We start from the raw sequence: 19081 nt of genomic DNA, 5'->3' as shown, positions 1-19081 counted from the left end.
CATAATAAGAGAGTAGGAAGGGGGAACATCATGCTTCGATTATACGGGGCTTTAATTGGCCTTAGTTTGATATGGGGTTTATCGTTTGTTTTTATGAAGTGGTTGCTCCCGCCAGCGGGCATTTGGGGGATTGTGTTTCTCCGCTGTTTGGCGGGTGCTGCTGTTCTGCTTCCCGTTTTGTGGTGGAAGCGCAGGGAAATCAGCTGGAAATTGCCGTGGAAAGCACTGGTCGTTGTCGGAATCTTCAATTGCGTATTGGCATGGGGATTAATTCCTCTAAGTGAAACAGAGATTAACAGCAGCACGGCATCGATTCTTAATGCAACCACTCCGATCTGGACGGGGATCATCGGATTTATTATTTTTTCATATGTTCTAACCGCCCGCCAATGGATGGGCATTCTTATCGGTTTTTTCGGAATTCTAGTATTGATGGATTTTCAAGTCGGTCAGCTTTTCGGCAAGGAATTCATCGGGATTGGAACAATGCTGCTTGCGTCCACCTGTTACGGATTTGCCGGCCAATTTACGAAAAGATTTCTTTCTGGTACCGGAGTATTGGTCATAACGACATTTACGCTGCTCACGGGTGCCGTTATCGGTTTGATCGGGATGCTAATAACGGAGCCGATAAAGCCAGCAATGTTGATGGAACCGCTGACGATTTTCGCCATCGTCGGTCTTGGGTGCTTTGGTTCAGGGCTCGGCCAGCTGATCTATTTCTACATCAATAAAAATGGCAGTCCAGAGTTAGCGGCAACGGTTACATACCTTATTCCTGCAACCGCTATGGTTTGGGGCTATGTCTTGCTTGGAGAAGCGATTACTCCTAATGTAATTATTGGCCTGCTGATTATTTTCGCTGGAGTTTATCTTTCTTCCAAGAAGTCAAAAGCGGAAAATGATGGCACAAACTCTTTATCCCGAAAACCAGGGGAATTTCGTCACGTAAAATAAGAGACCAAAACGAAATAGTCCCCAGGTAAAGGTTTTGTCTTTTCCTGGGGGCTTCCGTATAGGAACACATTAATAGTTTTACTTAATTCTGAATCAAATTTGCCAAAGTAGTGATTGATCGTCTTTGCCGCGACTTATTATAGCTAAAGAAAAGCTTGATAAAACTTTACGTTAGCAGCTTGTTCAATTGGACGAGATAATTTATTTTACTTATTACCAGATTATTGTTTCCGTATAGCACCTTTAGGATAAGTATCTTCTACTATTTCTTTTTCTTCGAACATGTAATACCAAGTATCTGCCACATAAATTAGGTCTGTTTGAGTACCTAATTTCATCATTATACCTAATGATAAATGTCCCACATGGATACCTTTATCTGATAAATCAGCATGTAGAATAAGGTCCCTTTTAGGGTCTAAATCTGCAAGCTTTTTTTGTGTAATCAAAAATAACAGATTCCAGATAAAAGTAGTATAAACCATAAAGACTAAAGTTATAATAGTAATAACAATTATAACTTTCTTTTGAAGGAGGAACGATTAATGGCTATTAGAAAATTAACCAAAGTTGGCAATAGCTTGGGTATTACGTTTCCAGTTGACATGTTGAAAACTGCAAATTTAGCTTTTGGAGACGAATTAGAGGTTGAGTTTAAGGGTGAAGAAATCATTTTAAGGAAAAATAAAAATGTAAAATTACCTAAAGGTGTAGATGCAGAATTTATGGAAATGTTATCAGACATTATTAAAGAACATGACGAAGCATTCAAGGGATTGGTGGATAGATAATATGACGTTGGATATTATCTATCTTTCCACGAATCAAATTATTGCTATCAATGCCATTCAAATAAAAGTGTATTCTCCTACTGAACAAATCGGAGTGAAAGATCCCGGTCTCCTTGATTCTGCAGTGAACAGACCCAGACAAACTGTTTTCGAGAATGATGCTTACCCATCTATTCATGAAAAGGCTGCAGCATTATTCGAATTCATTTCAAAAAATCATGCATTCCACAACGCAAACAAGAGGACAGCACTCGCTTCCCTTATTATGTTTCTGAAGATTAATCATTATCAATGGATAATGGGAATAGAAGAAGAACAGGATTTTGTTGTAGATGTCGTCAACCATAAATATGATTTTAAAGCTATCTCAAGAATCATCCAAGAAAACATAAAGGCTTTATAAGAGGTTTCGTTCATGGAGCATAATTTGTTTTTTATCGACGGCTGGTAGCAATTCATGCTGATGGTTTACAATAAATGATTATTCAAAAAAAGGGGAACAAGTCAGAATATAAAACAGGTACTAATTTAACGGATGTGAAGGAAGAAATTGATCGAGTTATTGAAGAATATAATGAACATCGTTATCAATGGGGGCTAAAGAAAATGGCCCCGGTACAATACCGGGACCACTTATTAGCCGCTTAGGCACTTTTTTATACTGTCCGTAAAATGGGGCACAGTTCAAAGAATTCCTTGCGGTCTTTTTATATCTTACTTTTTAGTTATCATTTCTTTACTCGAGATTTGCGTGTCGGCCATACATTTTATTGGTATCCAATCCCTTTTTATCCATGAACCTCAAAATGACACCATCGTAAAAAAGTAAGAGAGTTTGCTCAAATAGAGAGCCCATTGGTTGAATTGTTTGATAATCACCTTCTGACTGATCTTTAGGTGAACCAGGCAATTTTATTGCGATATCCGCCAATTTTCCAATGGTGGATTCAGGGAAAATTGTTGCAGTCGCAATGGTTCCACCGATACTTTTTGCTTTCTCAGCCATGGAAACCAAACTTTTTGTTTCTCCTGAACCGGTTCCGATGATCAAAATGTCGTCTTTTTCGAAGGTAGGGGTGACTGTTTCACCTATTACATACGCATCTATCCCCATGTGCATCATTCGCATGGCAAAGGATTTACCCATAAGCCCGGATCTTCCTGCACCCGCTACAAAAACTTTCTTTGATTCAAGAATCCCATTAACCAGTTTTTCAGCTTCTTCGTCAGCTATTAAGTCTACTGAACGATTTAGCTCTTTTATGATTTCAGCTAAATATTGAGAAGTATGCATGATGGATATTAGCCTTGTTTCACTAATTTTTGTATTTGGGCAGCTGTCCCTTTAATATCAGCTTGTCCAGTGATACCTCCACCAACAATGACAAGGTCAGGTTGTGCTTTAATGACTTCCGGAAGTGTATCTAATTTTATGCCGCCTGCTACAGCAGTTTTTGCATTTTTTACAACACGTTTAATGGTTTGAAGGTCCTCAAAAGAATTTTTTCCAACAGCTTGAAGATCGTAGCCAGTGTGCACACAGATGTAGTCGACGCCAAAAGCATCCACTTCTTTAGCACGAGTTTCAAGATCTTTCACAGCGATCATATCAACAAGGATTTTTTTGCCTTGTTTTTTAGCTTCTTCAACAGCCCCTTTGATGGACATATCTTCAGCTGCACCAAGAATCGTGATGATATCAGCGCCAGCTTCAGATGCCTTCATCACTTCATAACCGGCTGCATCCATAATTTTTAGGTCAGCTAATACTTTCAAAGAAGGGAAAGCTTCTTTCATTTCTTTAACAGCCCTAAGCCCTTCATTAATAACCACAGGTGTACCGATTTCTACGATATCAACATATTCCTCCACTTGTTTAACCAATTCAATACCTTCTTGAATGTTTACTAAATCCAGTGCCAATTGTAATTCCATTTATTCTTCACTCCTAATAGTATGTTTTAGTTTGTTGCACAGTAAGTATGCCCCTCTGGCACTCAATCATTGCACCGCAAGAAATTTATATCGACTGTACAATGTATCGTATACTAAGTATAATATTTTTGTAAGTACGCACTTTAATTTTACATAGTGTTAAAAAGTATACTATGTGATTAAGGATTTATATTTGGAGGTGATTTGAATGACAAGGCTACAGAATAAAACATTCAATTGTGAGAAGGAATTGACCCTTTCTGTTATTGGGGGGAAATGGAAGATGCTTGTTTTATGGCACCTAGGCAAGCAGGGGACCAAGCGTTTTGGTGAACTGAAGGCTCTTATGCCGGGCATCACTCAAAGGATGCTCGTTAACCAGCTTCGAGAGCTGGAAGAAGATCTTATTGTTCATCGCGAAGTCTATCCAATTGTACCTCCCAAAGTGGAATACTCTCTGACAGAACAAGGAGAAAGCCTGATGCCGATTCTTGATTCGATGTATAATTGGGGCAAAAATTATATGGAGAATGTCGTTGGGGGCCAAGTAAAAAGAAAAGAGGATATCAATTAGAAAAACTATCCCTTCTTTCTTATTCAAAGATGTTTTCTCCTTTTTCTTTACCTTTATATGGTCACGTATCAAATTAAGGTAGAGAAAAGCACAACATTTAATAATCAGTTATTAAAAGCCAAGGTTAGCGATTTTTGTATAGTCGCTGACCTTGGCTTTTTCACATGCACCCGGCATTGGTGCAAATCTCTAGCCATGGTGGTGTACGGTTAGCTAAATGAAGGAGTGTCTACTCAGAGGGGAAAACCTTTTCGTTTCTGGGAATATTATACAAAAACCTAGTAATTGGTATACTTTATTACACTATGTAATTTTACTGATACTATTTAATTATAAAGAGCGTACTTACAGGGATACCACCAGCAAAACGCGAATTTACAACGTTAAGGAAATACCAATATTAAAAGCTCAATTTCTCAGCATTAAATTGAGAAATTGGGCTTTTTTCCATACTGTAGATAATGCCTCGATTGTGGAAGATCAATAAATTTGAACAAAAAAGTGATTATTGATCTGCCGCATTTTTCACTGCTACGACTGCTTTGGCATAATCCGGATGACAATGACAAACGCTGTATAAGGAGGCTCTAATTATGTTCAGATTGATTGGGTCCGTAAATAGTATTCTGACTATATTTAGATAACTAACATGCTTGGTAGTAGGTATTAACTTCGATTGATATCCTTATAGGGGGGAATTCAAATTGACATATCGGGAATTAATGATATTATAAACATATGGATATCATAGAAATCTTTAAAGCATTGTCTAATGAAAAACGTTTGCAGATTTTGAAGTGGTTAAAAGAGCCTGAAAACTATTTTACCCTCCCTATTTCTGAAGGGGTTAGCTTTGAGAAAGAGGGTGTATGCGTATCACAGCTACATCATAAGTTAAATGTAACACAATCAACGGTTTCTCAATATCTTACTATGTTACATCGGGCTGGGCTACTCGAAGCAACGCGTAAGGGGAAGTGGACATACTATAAGCGTAATGAAGAAGTTATTAAGGAAATAAGCAATTACATTGCGAAAGAGATTTGAGGATTAAAGTGAATTGCTTGAAGCAATTCACTTTAATCAATTAATATATATCTAGATTTCAGAATATGTAAATATGTTAGGCCATATATTTTTTTATTAAAATAAATCGTTAATTCGCGATGTATTAATTTATTATATACGCTTCTATGATTTCAGCGTTATTTAAGGAGCTGATTTATTAATTATAGTAAGGAAGAGATTTAGACAAATTTAGAAAGGGTGTCCATAAGAATAAGGATGAAGTATTCGCTTTTGTTTCCTATTGATCCAATACAATCCGTTGTTTAATAATATACTGAAATTCTAAGAGATGAAAAGGGAGAAAATTAAAATGAACAAATTTGAAAAACATAATTGAAGGTTGGCAGTGGTGGAATCCTGCTTCCACAGTATAGTGCATAAAAGGTGGCTACCTAGCTATTTTAATTACAATCACTTTTTCCCGGAAGAATAGAGGCAGGTGTCGGACGTTCACCTGGTAGAAATGAAACGAATCGGACAATGGACTTATTATCGATGCAATGAGGAAACCATTAAACAGTTTGAAAAGTATATAGGCTTAAAAATATAACCTTTTAAGGAGGACCAAGAGTGAGTTTTCAAAATCATCGTGCCTATAACAGCATGTACCAGAAAGACAAAATGACACTCGGATTTATCCTCCCGACTGCCAGGATGTCTAAAAATCCGATTATGGAGAATCAGCTTGAGCTTGCCCGTAAAATTGAGGAATATGGCTTTGCTTCATTATGGCTCCGTGATATTACGATACAGAATTTGAATATTGATGATAACGGCCAAAAGTACGATTTATGGATTTATTTGACGTATCTTGCTGCCTATACGAAGCACATTGCGTTAGTGACAGGAAGTGTAGTTCTCCCTTTGCGCCACCCCGTCAGGGTAGCCAAGGAAGCTGCATCAATCGATCAATTGTTTCCAGGTCGATTGATTATGGGAGTGGCATCAGGGGACAGGGAAAAAGACTTTACAGCTTTAGGGATATCTAAGCAAGAAAGCGGTCCGTTATTTAAAGAAAATTTCGAAATTCTCGACCGGCTGTTAAAAGAGGATCAGCCGACAATCCACAGCCACGCCGGGCTGATCGATGGTACAGATATGAGGTTAATTCCAAAGCCTGTATCTTCGATTCCGACCATGGTGACTGGATTTAGCAATCAGTCTATCAATTGGATAGCCAGGAATGGGGATGGGTGGCTTCAATACCCAAGAAGCATTATTCAACAGGCGCAGCTTATCCAGGATTATCGTGCTTTAACTGAAGTGCATGCTCCAGGAGATTTTAAACCCTTCTCTCAAAGCTTGTTCATCAATTTATTGGAAAATCCTGATGAAATGCCTGTCCCCATATCCTTAGGCTATTCCGTGGGAAGAAACCGTTTAGTTGATCTACTTCATCGATTTCAAGCGATTGGTGTCAACCATTTGGCGTTTGTTCTGTATTTTTCCAAGCGCCCTCCAGAGGAAGTAATCCAGGAACTTGGAGAATTTGTTTTACCCTACTTTCCAACCCATAAAGGTACAGGCCAGCTTTAAAAAATTAAATTGTATAAAAGGAGGAAGAATTATGACAAAGAAAATAGAACTTTCAGTACTAGATCCCTCCCCAATTGTCGAGGGAGGATCAGCCGAACTTTCCCTTCAAAACACGCTTGATCTAGCAAAGAAAACAGAGCAGTGGGGATATAAACGGTTTTGGCTTGCTGAACATCATAATTGGGCAGGAATGGCGAGTTCAGCATCCCCGATCGTAATTGGACGAGTAGCCTCTGTCACGGAAGAAATTCGTATTGGATCAGGCGCAATGCTGCTTTCCCATTATTCTCCTCTTTCCGTGGCTGAGCAATTTGGAACATTAGAAACCTTCTTCCCTGGCCGGATCGACCTTGGATTGGGGCGGGCACCTGGCACCGACCAATATACAGCAAATGTATTGCGGCAGCGGGTTGCTGGTGAAACTGAATTTGATGCCCGGCTTGAGGAGCTTATCGCATATCTTTATGGTACAGGAACAGCCACTAAGAATGGTTCATTTAGCTTTCACGCCATTCCCGGCGAAAAAACAAATGTGCCAATTTGGCTGTTAGGTTCAGGGTTTTATAGTGCACAATTGGCTGGAATACTTGGGTTACCATTCTCTTTCGCGGGACATTTTGCTCCAGGTAACATGATGGAGGCCATAAAACTGTACCGGGATTATTTTCGTCCGTCTCAATTTTTGGAGGAGCCTTATGTACTGTTAGCCGTTCAAGTGGTGGCTGCTGATGAGAAACAGGAGGCACAAAGGCTTGCCACTTCGATGTATCAAAAATTTCTTTTGTTAACCCGCGGACAGCCTTCGCCCATTTTGCCACCTGTTGATAACATGGACGAGATTTGGAACGATAATGAACGCAGGGCGGTTGAAGAACAGCTTTTCACTTCCATTATCGGGGACCCTGCAGGTGTGAAGCAGCAGCTCCATGAGTTAATAGAAAAGACTGACGCTGATGAAATTATGGCTCATACAGAGATTTTTGATCATAAGGCACGGCTGCGCTCTTATGAAATTTTGGCTCAGGCTGCAGTAAATTAAACAGTGTCTAGTCTAATAAAGGATGTATTTTCTGCAGATATTAAATCAGTTAAATTAATGTGATTTAGATTGAAGCAGTAAAAGAAGACAAAGAAAACAACCTGTAAATTCTTTTATAGGTTTGAAAACGAAATTTTTAAAGAAAGAAGATGAGCATATGCCTGAAAATGATACAAAACAAATTACGGATATTCCATTCTCGGTCCTGGATCTCTCTCCAATTGCAGATGGAAGTACGCCGGCTGATTCTTTTCGCAATACTTTGGAGCTGGCCCAGCTCGCTGAAAAGCTGGGGTATAACCGATATTGGCTCGCTGAGCATCATAATATGCCATTTATCGCTAGCTCTGCAACATCGGTAGTCATTTCCCATGTTGCAGCAGGTACATCAAAAATCCGGGTAGGTTCAGGCGGCATTATGCTGCCGAATCATGCACCTCTTGTTATTGCTGAGCAATTTGGTACTCTGGAATCATTATATCCAGGACGTATTGATCTTGGCTTGGGCCGTGCACCAGGCACTGATCAGCTTACCGCACGTGCATTAAGACGTGACTTGAGAAGTTCAGGAGAAGATTTCCCTGAGCAGCTGGCTGAGCTCCGGAATTACTTTGACCCTTCCCTGGCACAAGGATATAGTCATGTTAAAGCAATTCCGGGTGAGGGATTAAACATACCTATTTGGCTGTTAGGTTCAAGCGGATATAGTGCCCAGCTGGCAGGAGAGCTTGGACTGCCGTTTGCATTTGCGAGCCATTTCTCGCCGCATAACACACTGCCGGCTATCCAGCTGTACCGCCGTTCGTTTAAGCCTTCTAAAGTACTGGACAAGCCGCATGCAATGGTAGGGCTAAACATCATTGCGGCCGACACAGATCAAGAAGCTGAGCGGCTCGCTACAACATTGCAGCAGCAGTTCTTGAATTTGATGCGCGGGAAGGAAGTCCCATTGCAGCCGCCAGTGGATAATATTAATGATATAGCGAGCGACTATGAAATAGCTGCCCTTGAGAATCAATTAGGAACTTCGATTGTTGGCAGTCCTCAAATCGTAAAAGAAAAGCTGGAAAAGTTTATGGATGAAAGTCAAGCCGATGAAATCATGGCAATCACCCAGGTTTACGATCATAAGGCCCGCCTCCATTCCTATGAAATATTGGCAGAAATTACTCAGCTAAAATAGGTCAAAACTGGCCGATCCTTATGGCAAGCTTTTAATGTATCTCTAAAATTTTTTTTCATAGAATAAAAATGCTCGATCGTCAACCAATTGCTCCGAGTGCGGTAGCAGCGGAACGGGACGATGCCGTGGTACCTCGGGAAATGACAGCAGACGAAATCGATGAAATTATTAAAGCATTTGGTGAAGCAACCAGAAGAGCAATCGAAGCTGGGTATGATGGAGTTGAAATCCATGGTGCCAATACGTATTTGATTCAGCAATTCTTTTCTCCACACTCAAATCGCAGAACTGACAAGTTGGGTGGGTGGAACGCTGGAAAAACGTATGTCCTTCCCGCTTGCTGTAGTTGACGACGTTAAAAAAGCAGTTTTAGACCATGCAACAAAACCTTTTATCATCGGCTATCGGTTATCGCCTGAAGAAAGAGAGAATCCTGGCATCACCATGGAAGAAACGTTGGAATTAGTGGACAAGTTAGCGGACCAGGACCTGGATTATCTCCATAATTCTGTCGGCGGCTTTTGGAACGGATCAATCCGTGATGATAACATCAGACATCCCGAGTTGTTATGATCCATGAGCGTGTCGGCGATCATGTTCCTGTGATGGGTGTTGGGATACTGCGGGCACCCGAAGAAGTGATGAAAGCATTTGAAACAGGTGTACCCTTTAATCGCTTTAGGGAGGGAATTGATAATGGAACCTCAGTGGGTACAAAAAGTACAAGCCGTTGAAGAAAACAAAATCCGTACAACATTATCTAAAAAAGATCAAAAAGAACTGGCTATTTCTGATAAAATGTGGGAGTACTATACTGGCATCCCTGGCTGGCTTCCTATTGTATAAGGAGTTCACTTATCTCATTCCATCTCTGCTTCCTTGAATTGTTCAACAAAAAATGGGAATCGTGATGATAATTGTCCTTGCTCAGCAAGTATAAGAATATACCTTATACTAAACAAGACGGAACATTTTAGAGGGAAACCATCTTAGTGGTTTCCCTCCTTTATTGAGTATTGGAGCAGAAAATCAGCCATAGTTCATTTGTTTATGACTAGAAGTTATTGTTAATATATAATCAACAATAGACGCCCATAGAAAGGATTGGATCTAAAGTGAACCTGGGATTAAAAGATAAAACGGCACTCGTGACAGGCGGCAGTAAAGGTATTGGAAAAGCATTGCAGTAGAGAGGTGCATCGAACTTTATGTTCGTTTTCTCTTCCAGCAACCCCTAAATAATGCATTAAACGGATGGTGTGATTCAGGATCCGTTGCAGCATGGCAGGGTAATATCCCTAAAGCTTAATAAAACCAGTACACAAACATTTTTATTATATTGAATTGTCCATCTTACCTCAGCGAGAACCAACAACGTATTTACTCATTTTTTTTCAAATGTAAATACTGATTTACTTCCTGATAAAAAATACTTAATTTCCTCTAACAGTATTTCCGTTTTGATAGCAATCTGAATGAGCTCATCCAATTCTTTATCAAGTCTTACGACTGGGTTATTTGTCTGAAGTAACAAAACTATTTCTCCTGTGGTAATAACAACATCCTGGCAATGCCGTAGAACCATCGATTTTCCATCTTAAGCTTAAATTGGAGAAATAGTACCCCTTATCATTTATAAGGCTATTAATAAAAGTTAGGATTTGTTCTTTAAATGAGTTCGTTTATTTTATAGTTTGGGTATGTTTTACATAATAGATTGCGAAAAAAATGGGGGGATAATATGATTAGAATTATCTTAGCAATAGCTGTTATTGTTCTATCAAGTTATAATTTAATAACTGAATCTAAACCGAGTTAATGCCGTATTGTATGTTTTTCTTAGGGACACTTATATTGGAAATAGGTTTAGCAGAACTTCAAAAAGACAGAAAAGGCTTTGTGGGATATATGAGCATTGTTATCTCTTTATTTGTTTTATTTGTTTCCATACAGGATTTCTTAATGCACTAACGGGTGCTTTAATTCAATAAGAAAGGTTGCTGAGGTAGTCTTTTTATTATGGCACTAAAGGGGCAGGTTTGTTACAAGTGTAGTGTATTCGTACTGTATAGCTACATCGAATAACAATACTTTTAATCATTAGTATGTTATATTTAATTAGAGTTAAAATTAGAATTATATGGGGCACCTCCAGACTTCTCTTAGTCATCTTCCCTCTGTAATAGAAGAGAGACTAAGACGATATGTCCTTAGACCACATTAAAACAATGTTAGAAACCTTAAAACAGTATACTAACTGTGAAATAACATTAACTTTCAAAAACAAAAATGGTATACCGTTATTGTCTGTATGCTATGACAATAATTGTTATGAACTAACACATTTGGATACACAAATTATCGAAACCTGTGACGATATAGAATCTACTATCTCAGCTATTGATAAAGTTATGCAAGATAGTTCTAAAAAAACCTCTAATTAATAGAGGTTTTTTTGTTTCACAGTTTGTTTTGTCAGCTCTTTCTTTATGCTACTAACCGGGCATTTTTTAGTTGAAGATGAAAATGAATTGATTGATGTTGAATTAAATACTAAATACCCTTACTATAGTTTTTATACCGAGATGTAACTGCGGGGCAGGAACAAATATTTAGACAGTTGGTCAGAATATAGCCAATTAAAAAAAGAGTCGGCAAAGCGACCCACCTCTAAGATTCTCCGTGTTTAACTTAATAAGTATTTATTCAATGCTTGTTGTAAAGTTCCCAATGTTTGTGCTTTTTCATTTAATCTTATTCCTACGTTTATCATTTTTCTAACCACTTCAGCTCTTAACCCGGTAATCACGGTGGTACATCCCATTAATGAAGTGCCGTCAATAATCTTCATTAAATGATCAATTACTTCAGGCTCCATTTCCATAATTCCAGATAAGTCCATAATCAATGTTTGAATACGTAATTTTCCAATCTCTATTAAAACTTTTTCCTCGAGAATATTCGTTCGGTAAAGATCAACCGCACCAATTAAAGGTAAAATACATATAGTGGGTGTTATTGGTATTATAGGCACCGAAAGATTTTCAACCAATTCTTTTTGAGCCATTATCAATGAATCTTTGTATTGAGAATAGGTGATAAAAAAAACATTTAAAAACCTGTCTACTTGATTATTTACCTTTTTTTCTACCGAAAAAAATTCTTCAGTTAAAGCTTTATTCGTTACCTCATTATATTCTTGTAGGAACTTCCACAAGGTTCTTCGAATGGCTTGCACCCACTCTAATTTGAAAGATAATGGTATTGCGTGTGTCGCCCAAGCTATACCTTCTTGCTTAGCAAATGATTGAAGTTCTTGTTCTTTACCCTCAATAATGTATTGAATCAGACTATGGGCATTAGTTATCAGGTCAATATTACCGACCGTTAAAATTTCTTCGATTTTTTCTTTCACATTAGATGCTTCGTTTAATAATGAATCTTCAAAATCCTCTTTATTTTCTTGGATGAATTCCAGAAATTTATATGTATCTAGCGACCCCTTCATAATCTAATCCTCCTATTTTTTATATGCCAAAACTCCTATTACCCGGTTCTTTTAATTACTAAACACGTTTATACCATAAGCTTCTAATTTAAAGGGAAAATGGATGTATTTTTGTTAATTAATAATGTGAAGATTTCCAATTAAACTATTGGGTCGTGCGTTAGCTGAAGATTGGAGTTGTCTTTAAGGCAACTATTTTGTATGAAAATATATTCGTGAAAGGCCATACAAAATAAGCCCACCATATTCTAATTTTTTGAAGGACGTAAATGTACCATGTCGTTATATTAACTGGTTATGCAGTTTGTTGTTCAGATGGAGCGATTGTATAGCCTTTCTTTTTTAGGTATTCGATCATTTTCTTATGGCACTAAAGGGGCAGTTTAGTTGAATAAGGTAATATTTGGATTAAGATAGATATAAGTAGAAAAGTTAATAACAAGGGGTGATTTTTTGGAGAAAAATATTGGGGATGTAGATTTTTTTAAACAAGTAGTAAAAAGACTTTGCAAAAAAAACAATATTTCCCCTCAGAAACCTAAATTTGAAATCATCGAGAACGTAATGGTTATTAGCATTAAGAACCATTTAAAAGATGGAGTAGACTTAGATTGTTTTAATATTTTAAACCTTATTTACCGAACAATTGGACCTTTAGAAGAGAGCTGAACAAACAAGAAATAGAATTATTGAGGCTTATGCAGAGTGTCAAGGCATTTTATTTTGATTATAGCAATGAAATGAATACCATTTGGCGATGATTATTTTACTAAGTTTTTAATGTTTTTACTGATATATGCAAAGTTAGCAGTACACTAATAAAGTAATAAGGTTTACTTCAGTAAAATAAGGTATATTATATTTGTTGAATAGATTCTCTTTAAAGACATGAAAAGTAGGTGAACAAAGTGGGAAAATATCAATTGGATTACAAAGGTCAGGTAGCTGTGACAAAGTTTCATGAAAAACAGACGCCTGCCAAATTTGATAAAAAGCAGCAACTTGAAAAAATACGTGCGGAGTATTTGAAAAAGAAGCAAAAACAAACAGATAAATAATATGAATGAAAACATAGGAAGACTAAAATCTCCCTATGTTTTTCTTATTCGAAGTTCTTTTTTCAATTGATGATAGAGTTTATTATTCCCATAAATTTCAGTAGCAGAATCAATAGACCAGCCGTTATTTTGGATACACCAGTAATCTCCAGCAGAAATTTTTAAAACATTTGGATACTCACTTGGCTTAGGTAGCTGAATAAAAAGATAAGTATAGAAGAAAGACGTTTCTAAAAAATTATTCACTTCCATAAAATAGGGTAAATGAATGACCGGAGAACTTGCTTAGGTGATTTTTTGTACATCAACAAAATAGGTTCAAGGTGAACAAACGTCATAGTTTGTTAATTTATCAATTCCAAGTTGACTATTTTAAAAAATAGAAGTATGATAATGAAGTCGCTTAATTAATGAGCGATTTTATGAAACTGAAATTCTTCGCAGAAGTTGACAACTATTCGTAGCTATGTTAAGATGAATAAGTCGAAACAAACCGACAACAAAATTGCTCTTTGAAAACTGAACAAAACAAAGCGCCAACGTTAAATTTTTAAGTGAGCACACACTATCAAAAAGCAAAATGAGCAAGTCAAACATTTCTTCGGAGAGTTTGATCCTGGCTCAGGACGAACGCTGGCGGCGTGCCTAATACATGCAAGTCGAGCGAATCTTTTGGGAGCTTGCTCCCTGAGATTAGCGGCGGACGGGTGAGTAACACGTGGGCAACCTGCCTATAAGACTGGGATAACTTCGGGAAACCGGAGCTAATACCGGATACGTTCTTTTCTCGCATGAGAGAAGATGGAAAGACGGCCTCTAGCTGTCACTTATAGATGGGCCCGCGGCGCATTAGCTAGTTGGTGAGGTAATGGCTCACCAAGGCGACGATGCGTAGCCGACCTGAGAGGGTGATCGGCCACACTGGGACTGAGACACGGCCCAGACTCCTACGGGAGGCAGCAGTAGGGAATCTTCCGCAATGGACGAAAGTCTGACGGAGCAACGCCGCGTGAACGAAGAAGGCCTTCGGGTCGTAAAGTTCTGTTGTTAGGGAAGAACAAGTACCAGAGTAACTGCTGGTACCTTGACGGTACCTAACCAGAAAGCCACGGCTAACTACGTGCCAGCGACTCGCGGTAATACGTAGGTGGCAAGCGTTGTCCGGAATTATTGGGCGTAAAGCGCGCGCAGGTGGTTCCTTAAGTCTGATGTGAAAGCCCACGGCTCAACCGTGGAGGGTCATTGGAAACTGGGGAACTTGAGTGCAGAAGAGGAAAGTGGAATTCCAAGTGTAGCGGTGAAATGCGTAGAGATTTGGAGGAACACCAGTGGCGAAGGCGACTTTCTGGTCTGTAACTGACACTGAGGCGCGAAAGCGTGGGGAGCAAACAGGATTAGATACCCTGGTAGTCCACGCCGTAAACGATGAGTGCTAAGTGTTAGAGGGTTTCCGCCCTTTAGTGCTGCAGCTAACGCATTAAGCACTCCGCCTGGGGAGTACGGCCGCAAGGCTGAAACTCAAAGGAATTGACGGGGGCCCGCACAAGCGGTGGAGCATGTGGTTTAATTCGAAGCAACGCGAAGAACCTTACCAGGTCTTGACATCCTCTGACAACCCTAGAGATAGGGCGTTCCCCTTCGGGGGACAGAGTGACAGGTGGTGCATGGTTGTCGTCAGCTCGTGTCGTGAGATGTTGGGTTAAGTCCCGCAACGAGCGCAACCCTTGATCTTAGTTGCCAGCATTCAGTTGGGCACTCTAAGGTGACTGCCGGTGACAAACCGGAGGAAGGTGGGGATGACGTCAAATCATCATGCCCCTTATGACCTGGGCTACACACGTGCTACAATGGATGGTACAAAGGGCTGCAAACCTGCGAAGGTAAGCGAATCCCATAAAGCCATTCTCAGTTCGGATTGTAGGCTGCAACTCGCCTACATGAAGCCGGAATCGCTAGTAATCGCGGATCAGCATGCCGCGGTGAATACGTTCCCGGGCCTTGTACACACCGCCCGTCACACCACGAGAGTTTGTAACACCCGAAGTCGGTGAGGTAACCTTTATGGAGCCAGCCGCCTAAGGTGGGACAGATGATTGGGGTGAAGTCGTAACAAGGTAGCCGTATCGGAAGGTGCGGCTGGATCACCTCCTTTCTAAGGATAAATACGAGAGCGCTTTTGTTTTGTTCAGTTTTGAATGAGTAATTCATTCAGATTCGAAAGATCTCATCACGTTGTGATGAAGTTCTTTCTTCTTTGTTCCTTGAAAACTAGATAATAGATAGAAGGCAATTAATTTTTTCAAAGCATCAGTAAGATCTTTTTTAACGGTTAAGTTAGAAAGGGCGCACGGTGGATGCCTTGGCACTAGGAGCCGATGAAGGACGGGACTAACACCGATATGCTTCGGGGAGCTGTAAGTAAGCTTTGATCCGGAGATTTCCGAATGGGGAAACCCACTGTTCGTAATGGAACAGTATCTTTACCTGAATACATAGGGTACTGAAGGCAGACCCGGGGAACTGAAACATCTAAGTACCCGGAGGAAGAGAAAGCAAATGCGATTTCCTGAGTAGCGGCGAGCGAAACGGAATTAGCCCAAACCAAGAGGCTTGCCTCTTGGGGTTGTAGGACACTCAACATGGAGTTACAAAGGAACGGGGTAAATGAAGTGATCTGGAAAGGTCCGTCAAAGAAGGTAAAAACCCTGTAGTTGAAACTTCGTTCCCTCCTGAGTGGATCCTGAGTACGGCGGGACACGAGAAATCCCGTCGGAAGCAGGGAGGACCATCTCCCAAGGCTAAATACTACCTAGTGACCGATAGTGAACCAGTACCGTGAGGGAAAGGTGAAAAGCACCCCGGAAGGGGAGTGAAATAGATCCTGAAACCGTGTGCCTACAAGTAGTCAAAGCCCGTTAATGGGTAATGGCGTGCCTTTTGTAGAATGAACCGGCGAGTTACGATTTCATGCGAGGTTAAGTTGATAAGACGGAGCCGCAGCTGAAAGCGAGTCTGAATAGGGCGAATGAGTATGAGGTCGTAGACCCGAAACCAGGTGATCTACCCATGTCCAGGGTGAAGTTCAGGTAACACTGAATGGAGGCCCGAACCCACGCACGTTGAAAAGTGCGGGGATGAGGTGTGGGTAGCGGAGAAATTCCAATCGAACCTGGAGATAGCTGGTTCTCTCCGAAATAGCTTTAGGGCTAGCCTCAAGATGAGAGTATTGGAGGTAGAGCACTGATTGGACTAGGGGCCCCCAACGGGTTACCGAATTCAGTCAAACTCCGAATGCCAAATACTTATTCTTGGGAGTCAGACTGCGAGTGATAAGATCCGTAGTCGAAAGGGAAACAGCCCAGACCACCAGCTAAGGTCCCAAAGTATACGTTAAGTGGAAAAGGATGTGGAGTTGCTTAGACAACCAGGATGTTGGCTCAGAAGCAGCCATCATTTAAAGAGTGCGTAATAGCTCACTGGTCGAGTGACTCCGCGCCGAAAATGTACCGGGGCTAAACGTATCACCGAAGCTGTGGATTGACACCGTATGGTGTCGATGGTAGGAGAGCGTTCTAAGGGCGTTGAAGTCAGACCGGAAGGACTGGTGGAGCGCTTAGAAGTGAGAATGCCGGTATGAGTAGCGAAAGAAGGGTGAGAATCCCTTCCACCGAATGCCTAAGGTTTCCTGAGGAAGGCTCGTCCGCTCAGGGTTAGTCGGGACCTAAGCCGAGGCCGAAAGGCGTAGGCGATGGACAACAGGTTGATATTCCTGTACCACCTATACATCGTTTGAACGATGGGGGGACGCAGAAGGATAGGGTAAGCGCGCTGTTGGATATGCGCGTCCAAGCAGTTAGGCCGGAAACGAGGCAAATCCCGTTTCCATTAAGGCGGAGCTGTGATGGCGAGGGAAATATAGTACCGAAGTTCCTGATTCCACGCTGCCAAGAAAAGCCTCTAGTGAGATGTAAGGTGCCCGTACCGCAAACCGACACAGGTAGGCGAGGAGAGAATCCTAAGGTGTGCGAGAGAACTCTCGTTAAGGAACTCGGCAAAATGACCCCGTAACTTCGGGAGAAGGGGTGCTTTTTAGGGTGAATAGCCCGGAAAAGCCGCAGTGAATAGGCCCAGGCGACTGTTTAGCAAAAACACAGGTCTCTGCGAAGCCGCAAGGCGAAGTATAGGGGCTGACACCTGCCCGGTGCTGGAAGGTTAAGGGGAGAGGTTAGCGCAAGCGAAGCTTTGAACCGAAGCCCCAGTAAACGGCGGCCGTAACTATAACGGTCCTAAGGTAGCGAAATTCCTTGTCGGGTAAGTTCCGACCCGCACGAAAGGTGTAACGATCTGGGCACTGTCTCAACGAGAGACTCGGTGAAATTATAGTACCTGTGAAGATGCAGGTTACCCGCGACAGGACGGAAAGACCCCGTGGAGCTTTACTGCGACTCTGATATTGAATTTTGGTACAGCTTGTACAGGATAGGTAGGAGCCTGAGAAGCCGGAGCGCTAGCTTCGGTGGAGGCGTTGGTGGGATACTACCCTGGCTGTATTGAAATTCTAACCCGCGCCCCTTATCGGGGTGGGAGACAGTGTCAGGTGGGCAGTTTGACTGGGGCGGTCGCCTCCTAAAGAGTAACGGAGGCGCCCAAAGGTTCCCTCAGAATGGTTGGAAATCATTCGTAGAGTGTAAAGGCACAAGGGAGCTTGACTGCGAGACCTACAAGTCGAGCAGGGACGAAAGTCGGGCTTAGTGATCCGGTGGTTCCGCATGGAAGGGCCATCGCTCAACGGATAAAAGCTACCCCGGGGATAACAGGCTTATCTCCCCAAGAGTCCACATCGACGGGGAGGTTTGGCACCTCGATGTCGGCTCATCGCATCCTGGGGCTGTAGTCGGTCCCAAGGGTTGGGCTGTTCGCCCATTAAAGCGGTACGCGAGCTGGGTTCAGAACGTCGTGAGACAGTTCGGTCCCTATCCGTCGCGGGCGCAGGAAATTTGAGAGGAGCTGTCCTTAGTACGAGAGGACCGGGATGGACGCACCGCTGGTGTACCAGTTGTCTTGCCAAAGGCATAGCTGGGTAGCTACGTGCGGACGGGATAAGTGCTGAAAGCATCTAAGCATGAAGCCCCCTCGAGATGAGATTTCCCATAGCGCAAGCTAGTAAGATCCCTGAAAGATGATCAGGTTGATAGGTCAGAGGTGGAAGCGTGGCGACATGTGGAGCTGACTGATACTAATAGATCGAGGACTTAACCACGCTTTAAAAAATGAAATACCTTCTTATTATCTAGTTTTGAAGGAACAACGTTCCTTTATTGTTTGGTGGCGATAGCGAAGAGGTCACACCCGTTCCCATTCCGAACACGGCAGTTAAGCTCTTCAGCGCCGATGGTAGTTGGGGGTTTCCCCCTGTGAGAGTAGGACGCCGC

18 protein-coding genes, 3 rRNA genes and 1 pseudogene are annotated in these 19081 nt (G+C 41.3%); 16 read left to right on the top strand and 6 right to left on the bottom strand.

Translation table 11 applies throughout. The features are described from left to right. Nucleotides 1-30: 30 nt before the first annotated feature. The gene (locus JFU50_RS28065) at nt 31-957 is read left to right on the top strand and encodes a DMT family transporter (RefSeq protein ID WP_201183797.1); all 927 of its coding nucleotides are present in this window, start codon (nt 31-33) and stop codon (nt 955-957) included. A 221-nt stretch (nt 958-1178) separates the two neighbouring features. Here JFU50_RS28065 and JFU50_RS28060 read toward each other — a convergent pair whose 3' ends face one another. Then, complete coding sequence (locus JFU50_RS28060) at nt 1179-1406, bottom strand: dehydrogenase (RefSeq protein WP_201225227.1); 228 nt, start codon at nt 1404-1406, stop codon at nt 1179-1181. A gap of 96 nt (nt 1407-1502) precedes the next feature. Here JFU50_RS28060 and JFU50_RS28055 point away from each other — a divergent pair, with 96 nt between their 5' ends. The 3 genes from JFU50_RS28055 (at nt 1503) to JFU50_RS28045 (ending at nt 2396) form a co-directional block, all read left to right on the top strand. Then, nucleotides 1503-1748 (top strand): AbrB/MazE/SpoVT family DNA-binding domain-containing protein, encoded by a 246-nt coding sequence (locus JFU50_RS28055; protein ID WP_201183803.1) that lies wholly within the window; start codon nt 1503-1505, stop codon nt 1746-1748. Nucleotide 1749: 1 nt separating this feature from the next. Then, nucleotides 1750-2151, top strand: coding sequence for a type II toxin-antitoxin system death-on-curing family toxin (locus JFU50_RS28050; protein WP_201225604.1), 402 nt, complete (start codon nt 1750-1752; stop codon nt 2149-2151). Nucleotides 2152-2225: 74 nt separating this feature from the next. After that, the gene (locus JFU50_RS28045; protein WP_397443460.1) at nt 2226-2396 is read left to right on the top strand and encodes an IS3 family transposase; all 171 of its coding nucleotides are present in this window, start codon (nt 2226-2228) and stop codon (nt 2394-2396) included. Nucleotides 2397-2484: 88 nt separating this feature from the next. Here JFU50_RS28045 and hxlB read toward each other — a convergent pair whose 3' ends face one another. Next, nucleotides 2485-3042, bottom strand: a complete 558-nt coding sequence (gene hxlB / locus JFU50_RS28040) for a 6-phospho-3-hexuloisomerase (protein WP_201183808.1) — start codon at nt 3040-3042, stop codon at nt 2485-2487. A gap of 8 nt (nt 3043-3050) precedes the next feature. Continuing rightward, a complete protein-coding gene (gene hxlA / locus JFU50_RS28035; RefSeq protein WP_056519751.1) occupies nt 3051-3683 on the bottom strand; it encodes a 3-hexulose-6-phosphate synthase in 633 nt (210 codons plus the stop codon). 208 nt (nt 3684-3891) lie between these two features. Here hxlA and JFU50_RS28030 point away from each other — a divergent pair, with 208 nt between their 5' ends. From JFU50_RS28030 to JFU50_RS28005, 6 genes and pseudogenes are all read left to right on the top strand, one after another. Next, entirely contained in the window at nt 3892-4257 is a 366-nt protein-coding gene (locus JFU50_RS28030) for a winged helix-turn-helix transcriptional regulator (protein WP_201183811.1), read from the top strand. A gap of 738 nt (nt 4258-4995) precedes the next feature. Then, the gene (locus JFU50_RS28025) at nt 4996-5304 is read left to right on the top strand and encodes an ArsR/SmtB family transcription factor (protein ID WP_057219135.1); all 309 of its coding nucleotides are present in this window, start codon (nt 4996-4998) and stop codon (nt 5302-5304) included. A 591-nt stretch (nt 5305-5895) separates the two neighbouring features. Then, nucleotides 5896-6861, top strand: coding sequence for a TIGR03571 family LLM class oxidoreductase (locus JFU50_RS28020; RefSeq protein WP_201225226.1), 966 nt, complete (start codon nt 5896-5898; stop codon nt 6859-6861). A gap of 31 nt (nt 6862-6892) precedes the next feature. Then, the gene (locus JFU50_RS28015) at nt 6893-7900 is read left to right on the top strand and encodes an LLM class flavin-dependent oxidoreductase (protein WP_201225225.1); all 1008 of its coding nucleotides are present in this window, start codon (nt 6893-6895) and stop codon (nt 7898-7900) included. A gap of 157 nt (nt 7901-8057) precedes the next feature. Further along, nucleotides 8058-9083 (top strand): LLM class flavin-dependent oxidoreductase, encoded by a 1026-nt coding sequence (locus JFU50_RS28010; RefSeq protein ID WP_201225602.1) that lies wholly within the window; start codon nt 8058-8060, stop codon nt 9081-9083. A 74-nt stretch (nt 9084-9157) separates the two neighbouring features. Next, nucleotides 9158-9929, top strand: a pseudogene (locus tag JFU50_RS28005) (oxidoreductase); the annotation flags it as partial. 538 nt (nt 9930-10467) lie between these two features. Here JFU50_RS28005 and JFU50_RS28000 read toward each other — a convergent pair. Beyond that, nucleotides 10468-10617 carry a hypothetical protein gene (locus tag JFU50_RS28000; protein WP_157444554.1) on the bottom strand — a complete coding sequence of 50 codons (150 nt, stop codon included), beginning with the start codon at nt 10615-10617 and terminating at the stop codon, nt 10468-10470. 284 nt (nt 10618-10901) lie between these two features. Between JFU50_RS28000 and JFU50_RS31185 the strand changes: the two genes are divergently transcribed. Next, nucleotides 10902-11054: a DUF3953 domain-containing protein gene (locus JFU50_RS31185; RefSeq protein ID WP_309559505.1), complete on the top strand. Its 153-nt coding sequence runs from the start codon at nt 10902-10904 to the stop codon at nt 11052-11054. A gap of 715 nt (nt 11055-11769) precedes the next feature. On the opposite strand, the gene JFU50_RS27990 is transcribed toward JFU50_RS31185, so the two are convergent. Then, on the bottom strand, nt 11770-12591 hold the full coding sequence (locus JFU50_RS27990; protein WP_201183539.1) for an STAS domain-containing protein: 822 nt from the start codon (nt 12589-12591) through the stop codon (nt 11770-11772). Between the two features lie 453 nt (nt 12592-13044). Here JFU50_RS27990 and JFU50_RS27985 point away from each other — a divergent pair, with 453 nt between their 5' ends. Beyond that, entirely contained in the window at nt 13045-13260 is a 216-nt protein-coding gene (locus tag JFU50_RS27985) for a hypothetical protein (RefSeq protein WP_053348812.1), read from the top strand. Nucleotides 13261-13499: 239 nt separating this feature from the next. Then, nucleotides 13500-13649, top strand: coding sequence for a hypothetical protein (locus JFU50_RS27980; RefSeq protein WP_056529733.1), 150 nt, complete (start codon nt 13500-13502; stop codon nt 13647-13649). A gap of 33 nt (nt 13650-13682) precedes the next feature. Here JFU50_RS27980 and JFU50_RS27975 read toward each other — a convergent pair whose 3' ends face one another. Next, the gene (locus JFU50_RS27975; protein ID WP_201225224.1) at nt 13683-13901 is read right to left on the bottom strand and encodes a hypothetical protein; all 219 of its coding nucleotides are present in this window, start codon (nt 13899-13901) and stop codon (nt 13683-13685) included. Between the two features lie 346 nt (nt 13902-14247). On the opposite strand from JFU50_RS27975, the gene JFU50_RS27970 reads away from it, so the two are divergent. The 3 genes from JFU50_RS27970 to rrf form a co-directional block, all read left to right on the top strand. Next, nucleotides 14248-15801: ribosomal RNA gene (locus JFU50_RS27970) — 16S ribosomal RNA — on the top strand. 175 nt (nt 15802-15976) lie between these two features. Beyond that, nucleotides 15977-18909, top strand: a 23S ribosomal RNA gene (locus tag JFU50_RS27965). A gap of 61 nt (nt 18910-18970) precedes the next feature. Next, a 5S ribosomal RNA gene (gene rrf, locus JFU50_RS27960) occupies nt 18971-19081 on the top strand; the annotation flags it as partial.

Origin of the sequence: Peribacillus sp. TH14, assembly GCF_016651145.1 — a bacterium.
Lineage (GTDB): Bacteria > Bacillota > Bacilli > Bacillales > DSM-1321 > Peribacillus > Peribacillus butanolivorans.
This window is presented reverse-complemented; position numbering and strand designations above follow the sequence as displayed.